We start from the raw sequence: 24623 nt of genomic DNA, 5'->3' as shown, positions 1-24623 counted from the left end.
ACAGCATGAACGCAGCAGCGAGCAGGCGCCGCCCGGCGACCATCCACGACGTGGCCCGCGAGGCCGGCGTCTCGCGCGGCACCGTCTCCCGTGTCCTCAACGGCGGCCACTACGTCAGCCCGACGGCCAAGGCCGCCGTCGACGCCGCGATCCGAAGAACGGGATACGTCGTCAACCGGCACGCCCGCTCGCTGATCACCGGCAAGTCCGACTCGGTGGCCTTCCTCCTCACCGAACCCCAGGAGCGCTTCTTCGAGGACCCCAACTTCAACGTCCTCCTCAGGGCCTGCACCCAGGCCCTCGCCGCCCAGGACATCCCGCTCCTCCTGATGATCGCGGGCACCGAGGACGAACGCCGCCGCAACCTCCGCTACATCGAGGCCGGCCACGTCGACGGCGTCCTCCTCGTCTCCAGCCACTCCGGCGACCCCGTCGTGGCCCGGCTGCACGAGGCCGGCGTCCCCGTCGTCGCCTGCGGCAAGCCCCTCGGCCAGACCGCCAAGATCGGCTACGTCGCCGCCGACGACCGGGACGGCGCCCGCGACATGGTGCGCCACCTGTACGCCACCGGGCGGCGCCGGATCGCCACCGTCACCGGCCCGCTCGACACCCCCGGCGGCGTCGAGCGCCTCGCCGGCTACCGCGAGACGCTCGCCGAGCACGGCCTGCCCGTCGACGAGACCCTCGTCGCCACCGGCGACTACAGCCGGGCCAGCGGCGAGGACGCGGCCCGCGCCCTCCTGGAACGCGCCCCCGACCTCGACGCCGTCTTCGTCGCCTCCGACCTCATGGCGCAGGGCGTCCTCGACGCCCTCGCCCGGGCCGGGCGGCGCGTCCCCGAGGACGTCGCCGTCGGCGGCTTCGACGACTCCCCGGCGGCCGTCTCCGCCCGGCCCCCGCTGACCACGATCCGTCAGCCCTGGGACCGGATCAGCACCGAGATGGTCCGCACGCTCCTGGCGCGGATAGCGGGCGAGGACCCGGTGACGGTCATCCTGCCGACGGAGCTCGTCCGCCGGGAGTCGGCGTAGCGGGACCGCCCGTCAGGAGGATCACCTCGAGCGTGCGCGGCCCGTGGACGCCCTCCACCCGGTCGAGTTCGATGTCGCTCGTCGCGGAAGGACCGGAGATCCAGGTCAGCGGACGCGCCGGGTCGAGCCGGGGGAGCGCGAGCGGCACCGAGGCCACCACCTGCTCCGGGGCCCGCACGACACAGAGGTGCAGATCGGGGACGAGCGTGAGCGCCCGGCGGCCCTGGTCGGGTCCGCCGTCGAGGACGATCGTGCCGGTCTCGGCGATCGCCACCGCGCACCCCGTCACCACGGCGTCCGTGCCGTCCAGTTCGTACGGGGTCAGCCGGGGCTCGTCGTACCGCCGGGCGGCCCCGGTCGCGGCGAGCCACTCCTCGGGCAGCCCGGGCGGTACGACGACACTGCGCGCGCCGCGCTCCGCGAGGAGCCGCGCGACGAGCCCGGCGAGGCCGTCCGGGGTGCTGCGGTGGACGTGGGCCCGGTAGTCGGCGAGGTTCTCGTGCAGAAGGTCGAGGATCCGGGCCGGGTCGTCCGGGGTGTGGCTGGTCCGGTAGTCGCGGGCGACGGGCTCGGTCTCGGGGGCGTCCGCGACGGCGGTGCGGATCCGGGCGAGGATCCGCGCGCGGGAGTCGGTCATGTGCGGTTCTTCCTCCACCAGTCGCGGAACGGTTCGGCGGGCATCTCGGGCAGGTCGCGAGCCTCGCTCCACGGGCCGGCGCCCGGCCCGGGCAGCTTCTTCGGGTGCAGTCCGCGGGTCTTCGACGCGAGGCGCTCGGCGGCCGCGAGGACCCCGGGGTGGTCCAGTACCCAGGTGGACGCCTTGACGGCGGCCCGCTCCAGGCGGTGCCCCCTGCCTCCCTGGTCGGCCACCTTCTCGCGGAGGTGGACGAGCACCTCGGGGATGTCGATCGCGACCGGGCACACCTCGTAGCAGGCGCCGCAGAGGGAGGAGGCGTAGGGGAGGGAGGCGTCGACCTCGCTCGCCGTGCCGCGGAGTTGGGGAGTGAGGATGGCGCCGATCGGACCCGGGTAGACGGAGCCGTACGCGTGGCCTCCGGCCCGCTCGTACACCGGGCAGACGTTGAGGCAGGCCGAGCAGCGGATGCAGCGCAGCGCCTGCCGGCCGATCTCGTCGGCGAGGGCGTCGGTGCGGCCGTTGTCCAGCAGGACCAGGTGGAAGGTGCTCGGGCCGTCGCCGTCGGTGGTGCCGGTCCACATGCTCGTGTACGGGTTCATCCGCTCGGCCGTCGAGGAGCGGGGGAGCGTCTGGAGGAAGACCTCCAGGTCCTGCCAGGTCGGGACGACCTTCTCGATCCCGACGACCGAGATGAGGGTCTCGGGCAGGGTCAGGCACATGCGTCCGTTGCCCTCGGACTCGACGACGACGAGGGTGCCGGTCTCGGCGACCATGAAGTTCGCGCCGGAGACGCCGACCTTGGCGCGGAGGAACTTCTCCCGGAGGTGGAGGCGGGCGGCCTCGGCGAGCTCGGCGGGGCGGTCGGTGAGGTGGTCGGGTGCCGGGCGGCCCCACTTGCCCATCTCGGAGCGGAAGATGTCGCGGATCTCGCCGCGGTTGCGGTGGATCGCCGGGACCAGGATGTGCGAAGGCCGGTCCTCGCCGAGCTGCACGATCAGCTCCGCGAGATCCGTCTCGTACGCGGCGATCCCCTCGGCCTCCAGATGTTCGTTGAGCCCGATCTCCTGGGTGGCCATCGACTTGACCTTGACCACCTCGGTCTCGCCGGTGGCCCGCACGAGTTCGGTGACGATCCGGTTGGCCTCCGCCGCGTCGGCCGCCCAGTGCACGGTGCCGCCCGCCGCCGTCACCGCCTCCTCCAACTGCAGGAGATACGTGTCGAGATGACGGAGCGTCCGGTCCTTGACGCGTTTGCCGGCCTCCCGGAGCGCGGCCCAGTCGTCCAGCTCGGCCACCGCCCGCGCCCGCTTGTCGCGGATGGTGTGGGTGGCGTGCCGCAGGTTCGCCCGCAGGGTGTCGTTCCGTACGGCCTCGTGCGCGGCCTTCGGGAAGGCCGGCATGCCGACAAACGTCCGCCCGTCGCCCGACCGCCGCCCCTCGTCGAGCGCTGACGCGCGCCCCTTCCTGTCGCTCATGCCCAGGGCTCCTCTTCCGTGCTGGCCAGGATCTCCGCCAGGTGCAGCGCGCGCAGCGGCGCGTCCTGGCGTCTCAGCATGCCGCCCACGTGCAGCAGACAGGAGTTGTCCGCCCCGCACAGGACCTCCGCGCCCGTGGACAGCGCGTTCGTGATCTTGTCGGCGCCCATCGCCGCCGACACGTCCGGGTTCTTCACCGCGAAGGTGCCGCCGAAGCCGCAGCACTCCTCCGCGCCCGGCAGCTCCACCAGCTCCAGGCCCTTCACCGCCTCCAGGAGCCGCCGCGGCCGCTCCCCGAGCCCGAGGAGCCGCAGGCCGTGACAGGAGGGGTGGTACGTCACCCGGTGCGGGAAGTACGCGCCCACGTCCGTCACGCCGAGCACGTCCACGAGGAACTCCGTCAGCTCGTACACGCGCGGGGCAAGGCCCGCCGCGTCCGCGCCGAACGACGGGTAGTGACGGCGGACCATCGCCGCGCACGAACCCGACGGGGTGACGACGTGCTCGTACCTCTCGAAGGCCCGGACCGTGCGCCGTACGAGCGGCTCGGTCTCCGCGCGGTAGCCGGTGTTGAACTGCGGCTGCCCGCAGCAGGACTGCGCCGCCGGGAAGTCGACCTCCACGCCCAGCCGTTCGAGGAGCCGGACCGTGGCCACGCCCGTGGACGGGAAGACGGCGTCGTTGACGCAGGTGACGAAGAGGGCGACACGCATCACGGGTTCCTCGGGGACGGCTCGGGTCGGGCGGCGGTCCTGTCCCAGGCGGCGCCGTCGCCCTGCGGTACGTAGTGTCGCAGGGCGACGCGAAGCACGGCTCAGCGCACGCCGAGCAGGTGCTCCAGGGCCAGCTGGTCCAGGTGCTCGAAGGCCATCGAGCGTGCCGCGGCCGCATCCGGGTCGAAGGTCTCGAACGCCGTGGGGTCGGCGAGCAGCCCCGCGAGTCCGTCGGCGGCCGTGGGGACGGCCAGTTCGGGCAGCCGGGAGGCGGCGAGCGCCGCCACGACGTCCGGGTCGGCGCGGAAGGCCGCCGCGCGCTCCTTGAGGATCAGGTAGTTCCGCATGCAGTTCTTCGCGGACTCCCACACCCCGTCGAAGCCGTCGGTGCGCACCGGCTTGAAGTCGAAGTGGCGCGGGCCCGTGTAGCCGGCCGTCTCCAGGAGGTCGACCAGCCAGAACGCCTGGCGCAGGTCGCCCGCGCCGAAGCGGAAGTCCTGGTCGTACTTGATGCCCGACTGGCCGTTCAGATCGATGTGGAACAGCTTGCCCGCCCACAGCGCCTGCGCGATGCCGTGCGGGAAGTTGAGCCCGGCCATCTGCTCGTGGCCCGTCTCCGGGTTCACGCCGACGAGCTCGGGGCGCTCCAGGCGCTCGATGAAGGCGAGCGCGTGCCCGATGGTGGGCAGCAGGATGTCGCCGCGCGGCTCGTTCGGCTTGGGCTCGATCGCGAAGCGCAGGTCGTAGCCCTGCTCGGTGACGTACTGGCCGAGCAGGTCGAAGGCCTCCTTCATCCGGTCGAGCGCGACCTGGACGTCCTTCGCGGCGCCGGACTCGGCGCCCTCGCGGCCGCCCCAGGCGACGTAGGTGGTGGCGCCGAGCTCGACGGCCAGGTCGATGTTCCGGAGGGTCTTGCGCAGGGCGAAGCGGCGCACGTCCCGGTCGTTGGCGGTGAAGGCGCCGTCCTTGAAGACGGGGTGGGCGAAGAGGTTCGTGGTCGCCATGGGCACGGCGAGCCCGGTGCGGTCCAGGGCGGCCCTGAAGCGCTTCACGATCGCGTCCCGCTCGCCGTCCGGCGCCCCGAAGGGGATCAGGTCGTCGTCGTGGAAGGTGACGCCGTACGCGCCGAGGCCGGCGAGCCGCTCGACGGTCTCGACGGGGTCGAGGGCGGGCCGGGTGGCCTCGCCGAAGGGGTCGCGGCCCTGCCAGCCCACGGTCCAGAGCCCGAAGGTGAAACGGTCCTCGGGCGTGGGGGTGAAGCGCTCCGACATGGTGTCTCCCTGCTACTGGCAGTCGGATTTGTTTTCTGACATAACTAATACGGGACGGGGCCGCTGAGCGCCAGCCCCCGACGTATCGAGAGATGAGGTGAGGGCGTGCCCACGAGCCGCTCCGTCGTGATCGGCGTGGACAGCTCCACGCAGTCCACCAAGGCCGCCGCCGTCGACGCCGAGACCGGCGAGCTCCTCGCCCTCGGCCGCGCCCCGCACACGGTCACCGGCTCCGGCGGGGCGCGCGAGAGCGACCCCGAGCAGTGGTGGACCGCCCTCGCCGCGGCCGTCCGCGCGGCGGTACGGGAGGCGGACGTGCCGGCCTCCGCGATCACCGGCATCGCGGTCGCCGGCCAGCAGCACGGTCTCGTCACCCTCGGCGCCGACGGCCGCCCCCTGCGGCCCGCGCTGCTCTGGAACGACACCCGCTCCGCCCCGCAGGCCGCCGCCCTCGCCGACCGCCTCGGCGGCCCCAAGTCCTGGCTGGAGCGCACCGGTTCGGTCCCCGTCGCCTCCATGACCGCCGCCAAGTGGCAGTGGCTCCGCGAGCACGAGCCGGAGCACACCGAGGCCGCGCGCGGGATCCGCCTCCCGCACGACCACCTCACCGAACGCCTCTCCGGAGCCGCCGTCACCGACCCCGGGGACGCCTCCGGCACCTGCTGGTACGGGACCGCCACCGGCGCCTACGACCCGGAGGTCCTCGACCTCCTCGGCCTGGACCCGGCCCTGCTGCCGGCCGTCGCCCCCTCCGGCGCCACCCGCGTCGGCACCCTCACCCCGGCCGCCGCCGAGGCCCTCGGCCTGCCCCGTACCGTCGCCGTCGCCGCCGGGACCGGCGACAACATGGCCGCCGCCGTCGGACTCGGGCTCGGCGGCGCGGGCCTCCTCGACCACCCCGTCGTGAGCCTCGGCACCTCCGGAACCGTCTTCGCCGCGACCCGCGCCCGGCCCGCCGACCCCGGACTCGCCGGCTTCGCCGCCACCGACGGCACGTACCTCCCGCTCGGCTGCACCCTCAACTGCACGCTCGCCGTGGACCGGTTCGCCACGCTCCTCGGCCTCGACCGCGAGGACGCGGCACCGGGCGGCGGGGTCGTCGTCCTCCCGTACCTGGACGGCGAACGCACCCCCGACCTCCCGCACGCCGCCGGTCTCGTCACCGGTCTGCGGCACGGCACCGACCCGCGCGCGATCCTCGGCGCCGCCTACGAAGGCGCCGCCTTCACCGTCCTGCGCGCCCTCGACGAACTCCTCGCCGCCTGCGGCCTCGACCCCGCCGCGCCCGCCGTACGGGACCGTCCGCTGCGCCTGATCGGGGGCGGGTCACGCGGCCGGGCCTGGACGGAGACCATCCGCCGGCTCTCCGGCCGCCCCCTGCTCGTCCCGGCCGCCGACGAACTCGTCGCCCTCGGCGCGGCGGCCCTGGCCGCGGGAGCCGCGACCGGCGCCGACCCGGTGGCGCTGGCCACCACCTGGGGCACGGGAACGGGCACCGTCCTGCCCCCGGCCCCGCGCGACGAGGAGACCTGGGAGCGCATCGCGTCCGTACTCACCGCGGCGACACCGACCCTGCTGAGCTGAGGACGGGTCCGGCGAAGACCTGACCCGGGCGCCTCCCTCGGGGTTACCCTGCGGGAAACAACGGGGGAGGCACCATGTTCTCGCTACTCATCCTGTTCGGCGTGCTCGGCGGTATCGGGGCGCTCCTGATCGTCACCCTGCTCCGCAGGGGCGGCGGCCGCGCGGACACGGTCGAGGGCCTGCTGCAGGAGCAGGAGGCCCTGCGCCGGGCCAGGACCGACCGGGTCTCCTTCAACTCCTTCGCCGCCCACAACTCCGTACCGACCGCGAGCGACACCTACGTCCGCCGCGACGGCCGGCCGTAGCCCCCTCCGTCGCGCCGAGACCGCACGAGGTTCTCTCAGGAGGTGGGCCGGTCCACCTGACGCTCCAGCCGGACCTCGGTCACGCTCACGAACTGCGGTGCGCCGAACGCCCGGACCATGGCGGCGTTTCCGATGTCGGTGACCTCCAGGGCCAGGTGCTCGGCCCCCACGCGCAGGTCGAGCCTCACCACGGGCCTGCCCCCGAAGTTCGGCATGCGGTGGATCCGGACTCCGGGGTACGTCAGGGCCGTCAGCCTGTCCCGCATCTGCGCGTACGTGGCCGTCTCCTTTCCGGAGAACGCCTTGCTGATCCGGAGCTGGTGCCTCTGGGCGGCGCACTCCTCCGCCGGGGTCAGCGGCACCGGGTCGGACAGGACGGGCAGGGTGCGGTCGGGGGCCGGTGCCGGTGCGACCTGGCCGACGGCGCCGAGGACGTTCGGTTCGCATCTCTGCGCGATGAGGCCGGCCAGCTCCAGGAACCGTGCCTCGGCCTGGCGGGCGCTCGTCGCGACCTTGGCCGCCCGGGTGGTCCGCACGGCGGAGGGGCGGGAGGCGTCCTGGACGGCGGAGGCGCGAGCCGAGGCCGTGGTGGTGGCCGCGTGGGCGCTCTGGGTGCCGACGGCGGCCAGGACGACGACGCTGCCGAGTGCGGCGGTGAGCAGGGGCTTCGGGAGAAGAATCGATCGCATGCCGTTACCTTGCTGGCCGGCCGCCACCGGCCGCGTGAGTAGGCGTACTCAATCCGCCGGATCATCGACTCAGGCCGGTGCGGCACGCCGGGGCGCGGCTGTCGGCCGATCCGGCGGATGCCACCGGGCTCGCCGTGACTCGCCGGCGGCCCGGCCCGCCCCCGCGTCATCGCCCGACGCGAACATCCCCGCCCCGGAGTCCGGCTCTCGCTCACGCCTCGATGCGTGCGGCCGATCGCGCGGCCTGCTCGATCTTCGCCCAGTGGGCCGCACGGGCTTCCTCGTCGATCTGCCTCTCGTGTTCGGCGCGCAAGCCGGTACGGCCGTCGACGCCCTCGCGCAGGATGTCGGCGTGTCCGGCATGCCGGATGGTCTCGCCGAGGACGTGCACCAGGATGGCGAACAGGTTCGTGTCGGTATGCGGCTCCGGCCACCACGGCACGTGGCCGGGGGCGTCGAGAGGAAGCGCGTCGATCGTCGCGTCCGCGTGTTCCCAGGTGCGCCGGTAGAACCCGATGATCTGGTCGCGGGTCTCGTCCTCGGCCGCCCACTGATCGCTGCCGTCGGAGTCCTGCCACCGGGGCAGCGGTTCCGGGGAGGGGCGGTCGAAGACCTCGCCGAAGTACCTGGCCTCGACGGTGGCCACGTGTTTGACCAGGCCGAGGAGGTTGGTCCCGGTCGCCGTCAGCGGCCGGCGGGCGTCGTACTCGGACAGGCCGTCGAGCTTCCACAGCAGCGCCTCGCGGTCCCGCCGCAGTCTGCCGTGCAGGTTGCTCTTCGCGAATTCGTCGATCATGCGGCATGAGCCTGCCATGGACCGATCCTGTCCTCAAGATCCGTCCGTGGTCCGGCCCGTCGCGGTCAACCCGCCGGGTCGCAGCATCCGGTGCGTTCGTTAGGGTCTGCGGCCATGACTGAGATCACAGCCGAAGCGTGGCCGGAACCTCCTCTCGCCGGCACCGAGGCGGCAGCCGTCCTCGGTGCCCTCGAGCGTCAGCGGGCCACGCTGGCCTGGAAGTGCTCCGGCCTGGACGCTGCCGGCCTGCACGCCACGATCGGCGCCTCCACCATCACCCTGGGCGGACTGCTCAAGCACCTGGCACACGTGGAAGACAGCCACTTCGCCCGGCTGTGGCTCGCCTCTGCCGTCGGCGCGCCCTGGGACTCCGTCGGCTGGGACAGCGATCCCGACTGGGACTACCGCTCCGCTGCCGAGGACACCCCGGAGCAACTGCTCGCCCTCTGGCGGGAATCAGTGGCCCGCTCCCGTGCCATCGTCGACGAGGCACTCCGTGCGGGCGGCCTCGACCAGCTCGGCGCCTACACCACCCGCAGCGGCGAACGCCCCAACCTCCGTCGCATTCTCCTGGACCTCATCGAGGAGTACGCCCGGCACGCCGGTCACGCCGACCTCATCCGCGAATCCGTCGACGGCCTCACGGGCGAGGACCCGCCGAGGTGAGACCCGCTCGGCGGCGGTGGTACGCCACCGCCACCGCCGCGAGCAGCGGGGCCCAGGCCAGGAGGGGCAGGTAGCAGGCGTAGAACAGGGTCTCCTGGAGCGGGCCCTCGGTGTGGGTGCCGGGGGCGTTCTCGCCGATGCCCGCGTACGCCAGGTACACGAACCAGCAGGTGAGCGCGGTCAGTCCGGACGCCCCCGCAAGAGCGGCGATCGTCGCGCCCCGCGCGCCGACCGGGCGGCCGCCGAGGAACGGGAGGCGGCGGGGGAACACCTCGCCCCACTCGCGGACCAGACCCAGCGTCAGGAAGGCGAGCAGTTCGGCGAGCGCCGTCAGGCCCAGCTGGAAGACGTCCTGCCCGAGCGACGGGTCGTCCACCCGGGCCACCGGCGCGCCGAACGTCAGGGCGAGGCGCCAGAGGCCGGACGGCAGGACGATCAGCGGTACGGCGTGGGCGGCGACGGCGGCCCAACGGGGCACGCCCGGAAGGGCCTTGAGCTTCATCATGGCAGCAAGGCTGCCGCCGGGGCAGGTCCCCGGGCATCGGCCCGGGAGCCGCACCGCCTCCCCCGCGCGGGGGAGGCGCGGTCCTCCTCGGCCGAGCGTCAGGCCCCGGCGACCCGGCGCTGGTGGACGCGCAGGTGCAGGGTCGCCAGGTCGAGCAGCGGGGTCGGCACGCCGAGGGTGCGCGCCCGGGCGGTCAGGTCGCCGAAGAGGTGCTCGACCTCGGTCGGGCGGCCCCCGACCAGGTCGCGGTAGAGGGACGGCACCATCGGTGAACCCGACGCCGACACCACGGCGAGCGTCGCCGCCCGCTCCTCCTCCGGTACGGGGTGCCCGGCCGCTGCGGCGACCGCGGCCGCCTCGCCGAGCACCGCCGGGCCGAACGCCGGGCCGCCCTCCACGTCGTACACCTCGCCGACCGTGCCGCGCATCAGGCTCGTCACCGCGCCGAACGTCGTGATGAACACCCACTTGTGCCACATCGCCGTGAGGACGTCGGCCGGCACCGGCGCGTCGATCCCCGCCCCTTCGAGGACCTTGCGGATCCGCTCCACGCGCGCGGAGACCGCCCCGTCCCGCACGTCCTGCTCGCCGAAGGCCAGATGGGCCGGCGGGGCGAGCCGACGGATGTCGCCCGCGTCGTCCAGGGTGGTCACCACCTTGGCGACGCCGCCGAGGACGGCCCCCGTGCCGAAGCGGGCGTTGAGGGCGTCGATGTGCGCGAGGCCGTTCAGGAGCGGTATGACGGCCGTGTCCGGTCCGACAGCAGGCGCGACGTCCTCGATCGCCCGGTCCAGCCCGGTGGACTTCACCGACAGCAGCACGAGGTCGTACGGCTCGCGCAGCTCGTCGGCCGTGACGAGCCGGGGCTCCACCGTCCACTCCTCGTCCCGGCCCACGACCCGCAGCCCGCGCTCGCGCAGCGCCGCCGCCCGGGCGGGGCGGACCAGGAAGGTGACGTCCTCGCCGGCGCGGGCGAGCAGGGCGCCGAAGTAGCCACCGGTGGCACCGGCGCCGACGACCAGGATCTTCATCAGGGTGAACCCTTCGTGGGGCGCCGCGAGGGCGCGGTCGTGAGGAGCGGGGTGAGCAGCCGGTGCGGCCGGGCGAGCGCCGCCGTCACCGGGTCGTCGTCCGGGGCCGCGGGGGCGAGCCCCGGGCCGGGGGCGACCAGGACGTCCCGTACGGGCACGGCCGCGCCGCAGTCGGCGCAGTGCCCGTCCGGGCCGAGCGGGGCCTCGTCCTCCGCGTGCAGGAAGACACGGCGCGGGCCGCCCCCCGCCGCGTAGAACTCCTCGCCCCAGACGGTGAGCGCGCGGACCGCCGGCCAGAGCGCGACCCCCTTGGGCGTGAGCCCGTACACCTCGCGCCGGCCCGTGCCCGTCTCGGGGCGGCGCGTCAGGACACCCGCCTCGGTGAGGGTGGCGAGCCGGTCGGTGAGGACGGCCCGGGGGACCCCCAGGTGCGCGGCGAACTCGCCGAACCTGCGGACCCCGTAGAAGGCGTCGCGCAGGATCAGCAGCGTCCAGCGCTCGCCGACGATCTCCATCGAGCGGGCGAGGGCACAGGTCTGACCGCGGTAGTCGCGCGGAAGCGTCATGGGCGGGAGCCTAGCGCAGAAGAGTTCGGTGACCGAACTGTTTTTGTGCGAGCGAAAGGGACGACTAGGCTTCCGCTCACCATGAACCAGCCCACGGAACCCAAGGCCGACAAGTCGGGAGTGCGCCGGCACAACCTGAGCCTCGTCCTGCGGACCGTCGCGGAGGCCGGCGAGACGACCCGCGCGGCGGTCGCGGCCCGGGTCGGGCTCACCCGGCCCGCCGTCTCCTCCCTCGTCGAGCAACTCCTCGACCTCGGCTTCCTCGTCGAATCGGGCAAGACCTTCAGCGGGCAGGCGGGACGGCCGGGCACCGTGCTCAAGCCCGCGGACACCGGACCCGCCGGCCTCGGCGTCGAGATCAACGTCGACTACGTCACCGTCCGCGTCGTCGACCTGACCGGCGCCGACCGCGTCCGCCGCACCGAGCACCTCGACAACCGGGAGGCCGACGCCGCCGGTGTTCTCGCCCGCGCCGCGGGCGTCGCCGCCGAGGCCCTGGACGAGGCCGCTCGACTCCGCCTCGCCCCGGCCGGAGCCGCACTCGCCCTCCCCGGGCTCGTCTCCGGCGGGACCGTCCGGCAGGCCCCCAACCTCGGCTGGAACGAGGTCCCCGCCGAAGCCCTCTTCGCCAAGGGCCTCACCACACTGCGCCCCGCCACCGCCGGCCTGCCCCTCACCTCCGACAACGAAGCCAACATGGCGGCCCTCGCCGAGCTGTGGTCCGGCTCCCTCGGCGACGTCCGCACCTTCCTGCACCTCACCGGGGAGATCGGCGTCGGCGGCGCGATCGTCGTCCACGGCGAACTCCTGCGCGGCGCCCACGGCTTCGCCGGCGAGATCGGACACCTCGTCGTCGACGCCGAAGGGCCGCGCTGCCGCTGCGGCTCCCGCGGCTGCCTGGAGCAGTACGCCGGACAGGCCGCCCTCCTCGCCTCGGCGGGCGCCACCGGCGTCCCGGACCTCGCGCACCGCGCGGAGACCGGGGAGCCACGGGCCCTCGCCGCCCTCGCCGAAGCCGGCCGGATGCTGGGCCGCGCCCTGTCGGGAGCCGTGAACCTGCTCGACCCCGAGGCCGTCGTCCTCGGCGGCATCTACCCGCAGCTGATGTCCTGGCTGGCGCCCGCCCTCGCCGAGGAGCTCTCCGCCCGCGTCGTCTCCGGCCTCTGGACCCCGGACGCGGGGCGCCTGCGTCCGGCGTCCGCCGCCACCGACGCCTCGCGCGGCGCGGCCGCCCTCGTCCTCCACGATGTCCTGGCCGACCCCCTGGCGTACGATCCGCAGTAGGCAGCCCGGCCGCCCCTGAGCCACGCGCCGCGGCAGGGCCCGCCCTGCACGCCGCAGTGGACACTCCCGGCCCGTACGCGGCGGCAGGGACCCGCGACCTCCCCGCCGCGAGAGAGCCCCGCGCCGCCGCTTGCTCTCATCCCGCTCTCACGCGGGCCTTATCCCGTCATCACACGACGCCCCTACCTTCGCGCCCATGTTCCTCACCTACCTCCGGCGCGAGCTGCGCCGTCGCAGAAGGGCGGCGCTCGTCGTCGCCTCCGGGCTCGCGCTCGGCATCGCGCTGGTCATCGTCGTGAACTCCGTCTCCTCCGGCATGAGCCGGGCCCAGGGCAAGGTCCTCGAATCCCTCTACGGCCTCGGTACCGACCTGACGGTGACCAAGGCGCAGGAGCGGCCCGCGGAGGGCGCGCAGCCGCAGCGGCCCCGGTTCGAGTTCGAGGGCAAGGAGGACGGCAAGGAGCAGAGCAGCGACCGGCTGATGGTCCAGGGCTTCCAGACCCTCGCCGACTCCACCGTCGGGACGGTCGCGAAGCAGCAGGGGGTCGCCAAGGCCGTCGGCGGCCTCAGCCTCGTCAATCTGAAGATCAACGGCGAGTTCACGCGCGGTCAGATCCAGCGCGGCCAGGCCCAGCAGGCCCAGCCCGGCGGCCCGGTCGGCGAGAACGGCGGCAGCGGCGCCGGCCCCGGCGACACCGTCACCGGCGGCGGCGCGGCCTTCGACGTCGACTCCTTCACGCTCTACGGCACCGACGTCACCGCCCCCGACCTCGGCCCCCTCACCACCTCCACCGTCTCCACGGGCCGCACCTTCAAGACCACCGAGACGAACGCGAAGGTCGCCGTCGTCGACAGCGCCTACGCCCAGGAGAAGGGCCTCGCCGTCGGTGGCGAACTGACCGTCAAGGGCGTCATGTTCGAGGTCATCGGCCTCGCGACCGCCGACAGCGGACAGTCGGCCGCCCAGGTCTACCTGCCGCTCCAGCAGGCGCAGACCCTCTCCAGCTCCACCGGCAAGATCACCACCATCTACGTGAAGGCGACCGACTCGACGCACATCGACGCCGTCAAGACCGCCATCCAGAAGAACGTCTCCGGTACCACCGTCACCACCTCCGCCGACCTCGCGAAGACGGTCTCCGGCTCGCTCGACACCGCCGCCGACCTCGCCTCCGACGTCGGCACGTGGCTCTCGTACGCCGTGCTGCTCGCCGCCGTCCTCGTCGCCGGGCTCCTCACCTCCTCCGCCGTCGGCCGCCGGGTCCGCGAGTTCGGCACCCTGAAGGCCCTCGGCTGGAAGAGCGGCCGGGTCACCCGCCAGGTCGTCGGCGAGGCCCTCGTCAACGGCGTCATCGGCGGCGCGCTCGGCATCGCGATCGGCCTCGCCGGAGCGTACGCCGTCACGGCCGCGAGCCCGACCCTCACGGCCGAACTCGGCGCGAACGGCGGCGGGTTCGGCGGCGGACGCGGCGGCGGCATGGTCCTCGGCGGCCCCGGCACGGCCCGTACCGCCGCCGGCAGGACCGTCGACATCGCCCTCACCGCCCCCGTCAGCGTCACCACCGTGGGCCTCGCCGTCCTCCTCGCCCTCGGCGGCGGACTCGTCGCCGGCGCCTTCGGCGCCTGGCGCGCCTCGCGGCTCCGCCCCGCCGACGCGCTGCGCCGCGTCGAGTAGCCGCCCGCCCCCCTTCACCCACGGACCACAGGAGTCCCACCATGTACGAACTCATCGGCGTCACCAAGCAGTACCGGCGGGGGCAGAAGAGAGTCGAGGCGCTCGCCGGGATCGACCTCACCCTCGCCCAGGGGGACCGGCTGGTCATCCAGGGCCCCACGGGCGGCGGCAAGTCGACCCTCCTCCAGATGCTCGGCGGGCTCGACCGCCCCACCTCCGGCCGGGTGCTGCTCGACGGCACCGACCTGGCCGCGCTCTCCGAGCGCCGGCTGACGGCCGTGCGCGGCGAGAACATCGGCTTCGTCTTCCAGAGCTTCAACCTCATCCCCACGCTCACCGCCCAGGAGAACGTGGAGACCGCGCTCGTCCCGCTCGGCGTCAAGGCCGCCGAGCGGCGCGCCCGGGCCGCCGAGGCGCTGGAGTCGGTCGGTCTCGGCGAGCGGCTCGGGCACCTGCCGTCCGAACTCTCCGGCGGCCAGCAGCAGCGCGTGGCGATCGCCCGCGCGCTGGTGAAGCGGCCCAAGGTGCTCCTCGCCGACGAACCCACCGGCAACCTGGACGAGTCGATGCGCGACGAGATCGTGGACCTGCTCGAAGGGGTCTGCGACGAGCACGGGCTGACCTTCGTCATGGTCACCCACGACAGCGCCGTCGCCCGCCGCGCTCCCCGCCTGGCCACGATCCGGAAGGGCCGGATCACGATCAAGGAGAACGGACGGACGACGACGGCGGAGGAGGACCGGGTCGAGGCCTGAACGCCTTACACGGACACCCCGTGCGCGCGGAGATAGGCCAGCGGGTCGATGTCCGAGCCGAAGTACGGCGTGGTCCGCACCTCGAAGTGCAGGTGCGGACCCGTCACCCGCCCCGTCGCCCCCGACCGTGCGATCCGCTGCCCGCCCGACACGCTCTGCCCCGGCGAGACGTCGATGCGGGAGAGGTGCGCGTACTGGGTGTAGCGGCCGTCCGGATGGCGGATCACCACCTCGTAGCCGTACGAGCGCCCGTACCCGGCCGTAACGACCCGGCCGGGACCCACCGCGCGGACCGTCGTCCCGGACGGCACGGCGAAGTCCTGCCCCGTGTGGTAGCCCTTCGACCAGGAGCCCCGCTGCCCGTAGTACCCCGTGAAGACGTACGAGGAGACCGGCGCCGTCCAGCCCCGCGAGGGGGACGGGACGGGGGCGGACGGCTGTGCGGGGCGGCGGCCCGTCCGCTGCTCGTACTTCCAGGCATGACTGGTCCAGTACCAGTGGCCGCGTGACTGGTACCAGTACACGCCGCATTCTCTGTCCCACCCGGGCCGGCCGTGGAAGACCGGCTCCCCGGTGCGGCCCGAGGTCTTGGTGCGCTGCTCGTACGTGGCGTGGTGGCTGGTCCAGCGCCACTCGCCGGCCTCGTTCCGGAACCAGTACCGGGAGCCGTCCCAGCCGGCGTGCGCCGGGGCGGGCTCGGCGGCGGCCGTTCCGGCGCCCGCGCCGGTCAGGGCGACCACGCCCACGGTCGCGACGACCGCGCGGCGCACCCCGTGCAGGGCCCGCTGCCCGCCGCCCGGCGCCCGACCCGCGTGGGCTGCCTCGGCGCAGCCCGTGCACGCGCAGTCCGGGGGGATGTCGTCGGCGAAGGCGGGGACGCCGAACTCGGGGTCGGGCGTGCTGTGGCTCATGGTGCTCCTCACTCCTGGTGGTTCGGTTCGGCCGGGCCGCCACTCCGGGTGTAGAAGGCCACGGTCAAGTCCTTGACCAGGGCCTGGCGTTCGAAGTCGTCGAGCTCGACGAGGCCCCGCGTGGTCAGCCGGGTCACCGTGTCGTCCACGGCGTCGATCACGCCGGTCAGGACCGAGTCCCGGTGCTTGGCGTCCAGGACGGCGATCTGCCGCCGGCGCATGGCGGCGGCGACCTCGGGGGCGTACTCGATACGGGTCGGCTGGGCGGAGAAGACGGCGATGCCGACCGGCCGGCACTCGGCCGCGAGCATCCGGGTCAGCGCGTCGCCGACGGCCTCGGCGTTCCGCAGGGTCGGCGCGTCGCCCCGGAAGGCGTCCGCCGGCAGCTGCGAGAGCACGCGCGCGGTGGCCGCCTCCACCTGCTCGCGCAGATAGCCGAGATGGTCGTCGACGGCGAGCAGCGCGCGGGCCGTGTCCCGTACCGACCACACGACCAGGACCACGACGCGCAGCGCCGAACCCTCCGCGTCCACGACGGCGATGGGTTCGCTGCGCCAGTGCCGCAGCCGTACGTCGATCCGGCGGCGCAGCACGAAGGGGCTGATCCAGGCGAGGCCGGTGCGCCGGACGCTGCCCCGGTAGCGGCCGAAGAGCGACAGGACCCACGCGGAGCCCGTGCGGCCGCGGGTCAGCCCGCCGAAGGAGACGACGGCGACGACGACGCAGGCGGCCAGCGCGGCCCACTGCCACGGCGGCAGGTCGACGGTGCGCAGGGGACGGGCGCGCCACAGGGCCGCCGCCGCGCCCGTGAGGGCGGTGAGGCCGGTGAGGACGGCGACCCAGCCGGGGAGGGCCGGGCCCGGACGTTCCGTCAGGTCGGGTTCGGCGGGCGGGGGACGGCGGGGGAGCGTCACCGACGGGGCGGGTGTCTCGGGGGGTTGTTCCGTGGTGCGCTGCGGCGCCTTCGGAAGGATCTGGGCGGGCCGGTCCGGGTCCGACCGGAAGAGGTCGTTCATCGGTATGCCGTCCGTGTGCCGGCGGGTGCGGACGGGCAGGGGCCGCTTCTGTAGCTCGGTCATGAGGCCCTTCCGGCCGTAACTGAGGTGACGGCTCGTCGGATGATCTTCACGCACCATGGTCACAGGGGTGAATGTCCGGAATGCCGCGACGAAAGTCCCGAATGCCCGGGTCTTTGGTCCCTTGGCCACGGCTTCACCGCGGGCCGTTGTCAGTGGTGGCCCCTACCGTTTTCACCATGACGACGACGACCTATCTGGAGCTGTCGCAGGACGGCGGCGGTGCCCACAAGTTCTACGAAGTGACCGTCGAGGACCTCGCGGTGTCGGTCCGTTACGGCCGGATCGGCTCGGACGGGCAGACCCAGCGCTCGACGTTCCCGACGACGGCGAAGGCCCAGGCCGCGGCGGCGAAGAAGATCGGCGAGAAGGTCCGCAAGGGGTACGCCCCCGCGGTCCGGGGACAGCGCGCCGCGCGTCCCGTGACGCGCCGTGAGGTCACCTCCGCGCCCTCCACCGCGCGCGCCGTCGCCCCCGTCCTCTGGCGCTTCCGCACCGGCTCGGCCGCCTTCGGCATCCACGTCGACGAGGAGCGCTGCTGGGTGGGCAACCAGGCGGGGGACGTCTTCACGCTCGACCGCGCCGGCGAGGTGCAGGCCCGGTTCAGCCTGCCGGACGGCGTCAAGTGCCTGGTCGCCGACGACTTCTGGATCTACGCGGGCTGCGACGACGGCAAGGTGTACGACCTCTCGTCCAAGCTCCCGTTCGCCGCGTACGACATCGCCACCGACGTCGACATCTTCTGGCTCGACATCCACGAGGGCGTCCTGCACGTCGCCGACCGCTCCGGCCGGCTCACCGTCATCGACCACGAGGACGAGCACCAGTGGGCGCGCGGCGGCCAGGGCGAGCACGCCTGGATGGTCCGCGCCGACGGCGACGCCGTCTACTACGGGGACACGAAGGGCGTCGCCGCCCACGCGCCGGACGGCGGCGGCGAGCGCTGGCACACGGCGACCGAGGGCGGGGTCCTCTTCGGCTGGCAGGAGGACACCGCGGTCTACGCGGGCACGTCCCGCAAGAAGGTGCTGCGGCTCGCGAAGAAGGACGGGCGGGTGGAGGCGGTGTACTCCTGCGACAGCCCGGTGTACTCCTGCGCCACCTCACCCGGCGGCCGGTTCGTCTTCGCCGCCGACTCGGCCTCCTCCGTCTACTGCTTCGCGGAGGACGGCACCCGGCTGTGGAAGCTCGGTACGGGCGGCGGTTCGGCGCTCTCCATGCAGTACCGGGACGAGCGGCTCTACCTGGTGACCACGGACGGTTCGCTGGTCTGCGTCGACGCGAGCGAGGCGGCGATCGAGGCCGCCAACAAGGGCACGGTCCCGGTCGCGCGGGACATCAAACTCGCCGCCGCCCTGCCGGTGTACGAGCCGGCGACGACCGTGACCGCGGTGACCGCCGTCAGCGACGCCCCGGCCGGCTCGGTGGTCGTGGAATGCGTGACCGAGGGCGGCAGGACCCGGGTGCGGGTCGTCTCGCAGGGGTACGACTCCGGGTGGAACGTGCAGTTCCCGCGGGCGATCCGGGAGCCCGGCGCGCGGTACGTGGTGGACGCCCTGCACCCGGCCGCGGGCGGGTTCTACCGGGTGCGCGGCGACATCCGGCGGCTGCTGTGACGACCGGTGCGGGGGGCGGTTCGGGGGTGTTCGAGGCGGCAACGGGCGACGGGCCGCCGCTGCCCCCGGCCGAGACCGAGCAGCGATCGCGGGAGATCCGCGCGGCCGTCGACGGGCTGCTCCAGATCCGGCGGCTGACCCTGCGCCAGGGCGGCGACCCGAGGACCGTGCCCGCCGACTGGGAGCGGCGTCAACCGGTCAGGGCGGTGGCTCTCGCCCTGGAGTCCGGCGGGATCACGCCCTCGTCCGTGGACGCCTCCGGTGCGCGGCTCTCCACCGGCTACCGGGTCACGGCGGGGGAGCGGCCCGGCACGGTCAGGGTGGAGTGGCTCGGCCCGCCGGGCGCGGGCGCCGCCCAGGAGGAGGCGGCGGCCCTGGGCGCGTGCGTGCCCGCGCTCGGACGGCTCGGCTGGGAGGCGCTCCTCTACAAGGGGCCGCGCGGCCGCCGCTTCCTGGAGGTCGAGCCCATGTCCCCGTGACGCGCCGGCCGTCGGGTGCGCGAGGGCGCCTGCCCGTCGGGCACCGAGGACGCCCGCCCGTCAGGCGATCGAGGCGGAGACGATCGCCGAGACCGCGATGTTGCAGGAGGCCGTCACCCAGACCGCCGGGTGCGGCTCGGGGTCGACGAGCGTGGCACCGAGCTTCCCCGGCGTGACCAGGTCGACGACGAGGAAGGCCACCGCCATCATCACCAGGCCGAGCAGACCGAACGCGGCCGTGGAGACGAGGCCCTTGCCGAAGTTCTCGTACGTCGTCCAGATCGAGGTGAAGACGATGCCGCCGATCCCGAGGAGCGCCGAGCTCAGCAGGATCGCGGCGTTGCGGTTGCGGTCCTCCCAGATCTGGCGCCCGAGCTTGCCGGGGGTCAGCAGGTCCACGAGCACGATGCCGAGGATCAGCAGGACCACGCCGAGGGCGCCGTAGGCGCCGGCCCGGCCGAGGCCGTTGACGATGTCGCTCATGAGGTGCCGGCTCCGAACGTGGTGATCGCGGGGGATCGGTGGTCAAGGACCGGCAAAATGTAGCGCACGGGTGAACGAGAACCGCCGCCCCCCCGGAGATCGGGCGGGCGGCGGGCCGAGGCGGCGAGCCCCTAGGCGCCCGGCGGGAGGCCCTTGGCGCGGGAGCGGACCATGAAGGCCGTGATGATCTCGACCACCCCGACGACGAGGAGCCAGACGCCGCCGAGGACCGTGAGCACCGTGGCCGACTCCAGCGGGGACACGATCAGCACGATTCCGGCGAGCGCGCTGACGATGCCGAGGAAGATCTGCCAGCCGCGCGCCGGCATCGCCGGGTCGGAGGCCGCCGCCACGGTCTGGGTGATGCCGCGGAAGAGCCAGCCGATCCCGATCCACAGCGCGAGCAGCAGGGTCGACTGCGTCGCTCCCCGGAAGCAGAACAGGCCGAGCAGGATCGACAGCGCACCACTGATGAAGGCCATGACCCGCAGTGCCGTGGTGGCGTGCGTGCCGAAGGCGGCGACCAGTTGCATCACACCGCTGAGCAGCAGGTACAGACCGAAGAGCACCCCCACCACCCGCAGGGTGGCCTCCGGCCAGGCCAGCACCATGACGCCGAGGATCAGCGAGACGAGCCCGGCGACGAGCAGGGCCTGCCAGGCGAAGCCCGCGAGGATTCCCAGGGGCCCGGGTGGCACGTCCCCTCGCGCGTCGCGGCCGTACGGAGAGTCTTGAGTCTGTGTCATGGGACTGCACCGGTCCTTTCGTGGCGGGTGGGGGTCACGGCCGGGTGCCGTAGGAGCTCAGGAACAGGGCCTCGGCCAGCGCCATGTGCTCGATCTCGGAGGGATCCACGCTCTCGTTCGGCGCGTGGATGAGACAGCCCGGCTCCTCGACGCCGATCAGGGCGATCTCCGCCTCCGGGAACCGCGCCGCGAGCACGTTGCACAGCGGGATCGAGCCGCCCTGACCCGACTGGACCATGTCCTTCCCGTACGCCTCGCGCAGCGCCGCCCCCAGGGCCCGGTAGGCGGGTCCCTCGGTGCGCGCCCGGAAGGGCTGTCCGGCGCTCTCCGGTTCCACCTCCACCCGGGCGCCCCACGGGGCGGCCGAGGTGAGGTGGTCGGTGAGGGCACGCAGGGCGTCGTCCGCGTCGATCCCCGGCGGCACCCGCAGGCCGACCCTGGCCCGTACCTTCGCCTGGATCGCGGCCGAGGAGCCCACCACCGGCGGGCAGTCGATGCCGAGGACGGTGACGGCCGGCCGGGCCCACAGCTCGTCGGCGACCGAGCCCGTGCCGAGGAGGGACACCCCGTCGAGGACGCCCGCGTCGGTACGGAACTGCTCGACCGGGTAGTCCACCCCGTCCCAGACGCCGGCGCCGTCCAGGCCCTTGACCGTCGTGTTGCCCTGCTCGTCGCGGAGGCTGTCGAGGATCCGTACGAGCGCGGCCAGTGCGTCGGGCGCCGGGCCGCCGAACATCCCGGAGTGCATCTCGCCCTTGAGCGTGGAGACCGTGACGACGACATTGGTGAGTCCGCGCAGCGAGGTGGTGGCGGTGGGCAGGCCGAGCGCGAAGTTGCCGGTGTCGCAGACCAACAGGGTGTCGGCGGCGAACAGTTCGGGCTGCAGCGGCACGAGCTGCTCCAGGCCGCCCGTCCCCTGTTCCTCCGAACCCTCCGCCACGAACTTGATGTTCACCGGGAAGCCCCGGCCCTCCGGCCCGCCGAGCGCGCGCAGCGCCGTCAGATGCATGGCGATGTTGCCCTTGCAGTCGGCGGCTCCGCGCCCGTACCAGCGCCCGTCGTGCTCGGTCAGCTCGAAGGGCGGCGTCCGCCAGGCTGCGTCGTCGAGGGGCGGCTGGACGTCGTAGTGGCAGTAGAGCAGCACCGTCGGAGCCCCTTCGGGGCCCGGCGCGTGCCCCACCACCGCGTCCGTGCCGTCCGGGGTCGTCACCCGGCGCATGTCGCGGAGCCCCGCCTCCGTGAAGGCCCGGACGAGGAAGTCGGCGGCCTTCGCGCACTCCTCGGGCGGGAACTGGCGCGGGTCGGCGACCGAGCGCATCGCCACCAGGGCGGCGAGGTCCTCCTTCGCCCGGGGCATCAGCGCCCGGACCCTCTCCCGCAGGGCTGCGGTCTCGGTGGACTCGGCGGACATGCGGACCCACTTCCCTCGGGGACGAAAGCCCACTCAGTCAAGCAACAGTGGGCAATCGCCGCAAAACATGACTCGGGTGGGCTATTCCGGGTGGGGTTCGGAGAGCGCCCGGGTCCCGCCGGGACCAGAGTGGACGGCGTACGCCTCCGCCTCCCGCACCTGGAGAACCCATGGGCCACCCCAACCGACGCGATCTCGGGCTGCTCGTGCTGAGAGTCGGCACCGGCGCCGTGCTCGCCGCGCACGGAACGCAGAAGCTCCTCGGCTGGTTCGGGGGCGGCGGCATCGAGGGCACCACCAAGGCGATGGAGGCCATGGGCTTCAACCCGGGCCGTGAGAGCGCGATCGCCGCCGGTCTCGGCGAGGCGGGCGGCGGAGTGCTCCTCGCCCTCGGTCTCGCCACCCCGGTCGCCGGTGCCGCCGCGGCGGGCGCCATGGCGGGAGCCGTCGCCGTCCACGCCCCCTCCGGCTTCTTCGCCATGTCCGGCGGCTACGAGTACCCGGCCTTCCTCGGCTTCTCGGCCGCCGCGATCGGCATCACCGGCGCCGGACGGTACTCCCTGGACCACGCCACCGGACACGTCCTCGACCGCCGCTGGGTCGTGGTCACCGCCTTCCTCGGCACGGCGATCGCCGCCGCCGCCGTCGTCGGCCGCCGCGCCGCGGAACAGGCGTCCCCCGCACCGGAACCCGACCCGGGCCCCGACTCGGACCCCGGCCCGGAAGCCGCCTAGCAGGCACCTCTCCGGGGGACCCGCACGCGTCCGCCGCGCGGGAGGGTTAGGCTCGCCGCAGAGGAAGGGACGGGCGCCGCACATGAAGATCGATCTGACGGACACCGACTCCAGCAAGATCAACAAGGCGATCCTGCAGGGGCGCAGGGCCGTCGGCACGCCCGCCGTCGGGGCCGTGCTCACCCTCGTCATCGTCACCGACGAGGAGAACGCCTACGACTCCGTCAAGGCGGCCAACGAGGCCTCCCGGGAACACCCTTCCCGCACCCTCGTCGTCATCAAGCGCCACGCCCGCACCCCCCGGGAGCGGTACGAGACCCGGCTCGACGCCGAGGTCAGGCTCGGTACCGACGCCGGCTCCGGCGAGACGGTCCTGCTCCGGCTGTACGGCGAACTCGGCGCCCGCGCCGACTCCGTCGTCCTGCCGCTGCTGCTGCCCGACGCGCCCGTCGTCGTCTGGTGGCCGGTCGACGCCCCCGAAGTGCCCTCCCGGGACCCGCTCGGCTCGCTCGCGCAGCGCAGGATCACCGACATGTACGCGGTCGAGGACCCGCTCGCCGCGCTGGAGCGCCGCGCCGCCTCGTACGCCCCCGGGGACACCGACCTCGCCTGGACGCGGCTCACCCCGTGGCGCTCGATGCTGGCCGCGGCCCTCGACCAGGCGCCGCTCACCGTCACCTCCGCCGCCGTCGAGAGCGAGGCGGAGAATCCCAGCGCCGAACTCCTGGCCCGCTGGTTCGAGGTCCGGCTCGGGGTTCCCGTCGACCGGGTCGTCACCGACGGCCCCGTCGTCACGGCCGTGCGGATGGGCACGGCCGACGGCGAGATCCGCATCGACCGGCCCGAGGGCCCGGTCGCGCGGCTCGCCATCCCCGGGCAGCCCAGCCGGGTCCTGGCGCTGAAGGTCCGGAGCACGGCGGAGCTGATCGCCGAGGAGCTCCGCCGGCTGGACCCGGACGAGATGTACGCGGCGGCGCTACGGGGCCGCGCCTGAGGGTGCCCGCGCCCGTGTGGGACCGCGCCTCGGCTGGGCGGCGCCCCGGCCCGCCCCCGTGTGGGCAATCGTCCCGCAGGGCGGGACGGGTGGGCACACGGGACGGCGCCCTTCAGCGGCGCCTCCGCGTTCCGCGCCCTGGCCCGCACCACGACCGCGCCGTCACCGGGGGTGCGGGTTCAGGCACGGGAGCCTAGGCCCGGCTGGGGCGCCGTTCCGTTGTGCCCACCCGTTCCGCCCCAGCGGAACGATTGCCCACAACGGGGTGGGCGCCGTCCGGGCGGGTGGGCACCGCCCCAGCGGAACGATTGCCCACAACGGGGTGGGCGCCGTCCGCGCGGGTGGGCACCGCCCCGGCGGAACGCATCCCACAACGGGGTGGGCGCCGCCCCGGCGGGGGCGCAGGCCCCGCAACGGGGTCCGTCACGCGGTCCGAGTGAAGCGCAGCACCACGTCCGCGCCCCGGCGGACGCGCGGGACGTCCGGGTTCGGGAGGGCCAGGAGACGGGATCTGGTTTCGGTCACCAGGGCCGTCGCCTCGGCGCCCACCGCCCACGCCCCCGTGAACAGGCCCCGCGAAAGCGACGCGGCCATCGCCCGTGGTGTCACCTCGAACGACGTGGGCCGCTCCGAGGCCGTCCCCTCGTAGACGAGGCCGTGGGCCGCGGCGATCGGGGCCAGCCACTCCGGTCCGTCGCGCCGGCTGCCCTCCGGATCGAGGCGGTCCTCCAACTCCCCGACGAGGACGCCGATGTCGTCCGCCGGGCGCGTCCCGCCCGCCGGGATCACCAGATAGCGTCCGCCCGGCCGCAGGACCCGTCCGACCTCGGCGAGGACGGCCCGGTTGTCCGGTCCCGCGTGCAGCAGCCAGGTCGACACCGCCTGGTCCACGGTCCCGCTCCGTACCGGCAGCCGGCAGGCGTCGGCCACCGCGACCCGGGCGCCGAGCCGGGCCCTCGCGCGGGCGAGCATCCCTGGCGAGAGGTCGAGGCCGTGCACCGTGTGCCCGAGCGCGGTCAGTTCGGCCGCGACGATGCCGGTGCCCACGCCGACGTCGAGCACCGGGCGGGCCGGGTCGAGCAGCGGCGCCAGCATCCGCGCGAAACCCGCCGCCCGTTCCGTACCGCCGCGCGACTCGTCGTAGTTCGGCGCGATCTCGTCGAACTCGGCGACCGCCACCGTCCTCCCCC

26 protein-coding genes are annotated in these 24623 nt (G+C 74.0%); 11 read left to right on the top strand and 15 right to left on the bottom strand.

All coding sequences use genetic code 11. The features are described from left to right. The first annotated feature begins 5 nt into the window (after positions 1 to 5). Entirely contained in the window at positions 6 to 1031 is a 1026-nt protein-coding gene (locus ACWGN5_RS09000; RefSeq protein ID WP_453512654.1) for a LacI family DNA-binding transcriptional regulator, read from the top strand. Here ACWGN5_RS09000 and ACWGN5_RS08995 read toward each other — a convergent pair. From ACWGN5_RS08995 to xylA, 4 genes are all read right to left on the bottom strand, one after another. Next, positions 991 to 1668 (bottom strand): LutC/YkgG family protein, encoded by a 678-nt coding sequence (locus tag ACWGN5_RS08995; protein ID WP_453512652.1) that lies wholly within the window; start codon positions 1666 to 1668, stop codon positions 991 to 993. The genes ACWGN5_RS09000 and ACWGN5_RS08995 overlap by 41 nt on opposite strands. Further along, positions 1665 to 3068 carry a lactate utilization protein B gene (locus ACWGN5_RS08990; protein WP_453512868.1) on the bottom strand — a complete coding sequence of 468 codons (1404 nt, stop codon included), beginning with the start codon at positions 3066 to 3068 and terminating at the stop codon, positions 1665 to 1667. Before ACWGN5_RS08990 ends, ACWGN5_RS08995 begins: the two co-directional genes overlap by 4 nt. A 71-nt stretch (positions 3069 to 3139) precedes the next feature. Beyond that, positions 3140 to 3856: a (Fe-S)-binding protein gene (locus ACWGN5_RS08985; RefSeq protein WP_453512650.1), complete on the bottom strand. Its 717-nt coding sequence runs from the start codon at positions 3854 to 3856 to the stop codon at positions 3140 to 3142. Positions 3857 to 3957: 101 nt separating this feature from the next. After that, positions 3958 to 5127 (bottom strand): xylose isomerase, encoded by a 1170-nt coding sequence (gene xylA / locus ACWGN5_RS08980; protein WP_453512648.1) that lies wholly within the window; start codon positions 5125 to 5127, stop codon positions 3958 to 3960. 105 nt (positions 5128 to 5232) lie between these two features. Between xylA and xylB the strand changes: the two genes are divergently transcribed. Both xylB and ACWGN5_RS08970 read left to right on the top strand, forming a co-directional pair. Further along, positions 5233 to 6711 carry a xylulokinase gene (gene xylB, locus ACWGN5_RS08975; RefSeq protein ID WP_453512646.1) on the top strand — a complete coding sequence of 493 codons (1479 nt, stop codon included), beginning with the start codon at positions 5233 to 5235 and terminating at the stop codon, positions 6709 to 6711. 74 nt (positions 6712 to 6785) lie between these two features. After that, complete coding sequence (locus tag ACWGN5_RS08970; RefSeq protein WP_453512644.1) at positions 6786 to 7016, top strand: hypothetical protein; 231 nt, start codon at positions 6786 to 6788, stop codon at positions 7014 to 7016. A 35-nt stretch (positions 7017 to 7051) separates the two neighbouring features. Here ACWGN5_RS08970 and ACWGN5_RS08965 read toward each other — a convergent pair whose 3' ends face one another. Both ACWGN5_RS08965 and ACWGN5_RS08960 read right to left on the bottom strand, forming a co-directional pair. Further along, a complete protein-coding gene (locus tag ACWGN5_RS08965) occupies positions 7052 to 7705 on the bottom strand; it encodes a hypothetical protein (RefSeq protein ID WP_453512641.1) in 654 nt (217 codons plus the stop codon). Positions 7706 to 7916: 211 nt separating this feature from the next. Continuing rightward, on the bottom strand, positions 7917 to 8501 hold the full coding sequence (locus ACWGN5_RS08960; protein WP_453512639.1) for a DinB family protein: 585 nt from the start codon (positions 8499 to 8501) through the stop codon (positions 7917 to 7919). A 114-nt stretch (positions 8502 to 8615) separates the two neighbouring features. Between ACWGN5_RS08960 and ACWGN5_RS08955 the strand changes: the two genes are divergently transcribed. Further along, positions 8616 to 9167: a DinB family protein gene (locus ACWGN5_RS08955; RefSeq protein WP_453512636.1), complete on the top strand. Its 552-nt coding sequence runs from the start codon at positions 8616 to 8618 to the stop codon at positions 9165 to 9167. Here the strand turns inward: ACWGN5_RS08955 and ACWGN5_RS08950 are convergent. The 3 genes from ACWGN5_RS08950 to ACWGN5_RS08940 form a co-directional block, all read right to left on the bottom strand. Next, complete coding sequence (locus ACWGN5_RS08950; protein ID WP_453512633.1) at positions 9142 to 9672, bottom strand: hypothetical protein; 531 nt, start codon at positions 9670 to 9672, stop codon at positions 9142 to 9144. The two genes, ACWGN5_RS08955 and ACWGN5_RS08950, sit on opposite strands and share 26 nt — an antisense overlap. A gap of 98 nt (positions 9673 to 9770) precedes the next feature. After that, the gene (locus ACWGN5_RS08945) at positions 9771 to 10703 is read right to left on the bottom strand and encodes a ketopantoate reductase family protein (protein WP_453512631.1); all 933 of its coding nucleotides are present in this window, start codon (positions 10701 to 10703) and stop codon (positions 9771 to 9773) included. After that, positions 10703 to 11269 carry a winged helix-turn-helix transcriptional regulator gene (locus tag ACWGN5_RS08940; protein WP_453512628.1) on the bottom strand — a complete coding sequence of 189 codons (567 nt, stop codon included), beginning with the start codon at positions 11267 to 11269 and terminating at the stop codon, positions 10703 to 10705. Before ACWGN5_RS08940 ends, ACWGN5_RS08945 begins: the two co-directional genes overlap by 1 nt. 81 nt (positions 11270 to 11350) lie before the next feature. Between ACWGN5_RS08940 and ACWGN5_RS08935 the strand changes: the two genes are divergently transcribed. The 3 genes from ACWGN5_RS08935 (at position 11351) to ACWGN5_RS08925 (ending at position 14983) form a co-directional block, all read left to right on the top strand. Further along, complete coding sequence (locus ACWGN5_RS08935; RefSeq protein WP_453512625.1) at positions 11351 to 12553, top strand: ROK family transcriptional regulator; 1203 nt, start codon at positions 11351 to 11353, stop codon at positions 12551 to 12553. 196 nt (positions 12554 to 12749) lie between these two features. Then, positions 12750 to 14228, top strand: coding sequence for an ABC transporter permease (locus ACWGN5_RS08930; protein ID WP_453512623.1), 1479 nt, complete (start codon positions 12750 to 12752; stop codon positions 14226 to 14228). 41 nt (positions 14229 to 14269) lie between these two features. Then, the gene (locus tag ACWGN5_RS08925) at positions 14270 to 14983 is read left to right on the top strand and encodes an ABC transporter ATP-binding protein (RefSeq protein WP_453512620.1); all 714 of its coding nucleotides are present in this window, start codon (positions 14270 to 14272) and stop codon (positions 14981 to 14983) included. Positions 14984 to 14988: 5 nt separating this feature from the next. Here the strand turns inward: ACWGN5_RS08925 and ACWGN5_RS08920 are convergent, their stop codons facing one another. Continuing rightward, a complete protein-coding gene (locus ACWGN5_RS08920; RefSeq protein WP_453512617.1) occupies positions 14989 to 15894 on the bottom strand; it encodes a M23 family metallopeptidase in 906 nt (301 codons plus the stop codon). Between the two features lie 8 nt (positions 15895 to 15902). Then, positions 15903 to 16973: an SPFH domain-containing protein gene (locus ACWGN5_RS08915; protein WP_453512615.1), complete on the bottom strand. Its 1071-nt coding sequence runs from the start codon at positions 16971 to 16973 to the stop codon at positions 15903 to 15905. 176 nt (positions 16974 to 17149) lie between these two features. Here ACWGN5_RS08915 and ACWGN5_RS08910 point away from each other — a divergent pair, with 176 nt between their 5' ends. Further along, on the top strand, positions 17150 to 18586 hold the full coding sequence (locus ACWGN5_RS08910) for a WGR domain-containing protein (RefSeq protein ID WP_453512612.1): 1437 nt from the start codon (positions 17150 to 17152) through the stop codon (positions 18584 to 18586). A gap of 26 nt (positions 18587 to 18612) precedes the next feature. Continuing rightward, positions 18613 to 19065, top strand: a complete 453-nt coding sequence (locus tag ACWGN5_RS08905) for a hypothetical protein (protein WP_453512610.1) — start codon at positions 18613 to 18615, stop codon at positions 19063 to 19065. A 60-nt stretch (positions 19066 to 19125) separates the two neighbouring features. Here ACWGN5_RS08905 and ACWGN5_RS08900 read toward each other — a convergent pair whose 3' ends face one another. The 3 genes from ACWGN5_RS08900 to ACWGN5_RS08890 form a co-directional block, all read right to left on the bottom strand. Next, entirely contained in the window at positions 19126 to 19548 is a 423-nt protein-coding gene (locus ACWGN5_RS08900; RefSeq protein WP_383860019.1) for a DUF350 domain-containing protein, read from the bottom strand. Positions 19549 to 19679: 131 nt separating this feature from the next. Continuing rightward, positions 19680 to 20294 carry an HdeD family acid-resistance protein gene (locus tag ACWGN5_RS08895; protein ID WP_453512607.1) on the bottom strand — a complete coding sequence of 205 codons (615 nt, stop codon included), beginning with the start codon at positions 20292 to 20294 and terminating at the stop codon, positions 19680 to 19682. Between the two features lie 34 nt (positions 20295 to 20328). Continuing rightward, the gene (locus tag ACWGN5_RS08890; protein ID WP_453512606.1) at positions 20329 to 21705 is read right to left on the bottom strand and encodes a M20/M25/M40 family metallo-hydrolase; all 1377 of its coding nucleotides are present in this window, start codon (positions 21703 to 21705) and stop codon (positions 20329 to 20331) included. A gap of 170 nt (positions 21706 to 21875) precedes the next feature. Here ACWGN5_RS08890 and ACWGN5_RS08885 point away from each other — a divergent pair, with 170 nt between their 5' ends. Together ACWGN5_RS08885 and opcA are read left to right on the top strand one after the other, a co-directional pair. Further along, positions 21876 to 22439 (top strand): DoxX family protein, encoded by a 564-nt coding sequence (locus ACWGN5_RS08885; protein WP_453512604.1) that lies wholly within the window; start codon positions 21876 to 21878, stop codon positions 22437 to 22439. A gap of 82 nt (positions 22440 to 22521) precedes the next feature. Further along, positions 22522 to 23433: a glucose-6-phosphate dehydrogenase assembly protein OpcA gene (gene opcA / locus ACWGN5_RS08880; RefSeq protein ID WP_453512602.1), complete on the top strand. Its 912-nt coding sequence runs from the start codon at positions 22522 to 22524 to the stop codon at positions 23431 to 23433. A gap of 423 nt (positions 23434 to 23856) precedes the next feature. Here the strand turns inward: opcA and ACWGN5_RS08875 are convergent, their stop codons facing one another. After that, entirely contained in the window at positions 23857 to 24612 is a 756-nt protein-coding gene (locus ACWGN5_RS08875; RefSeq protein WP_453512600.1) for a class I SAM-dependent methyltransferase, read from the bottom strand. Positions 24613 to 24623: the final 11 nt, after the last annotated feature.

Source organism: Streptomyces sp. NPDC055815 (genome assembly GCF_053616475.1).
Note: the sequence above shows the minus strand (reverse complement) of the source record. Positions and strands in the feature narration are given on the sequence as shown.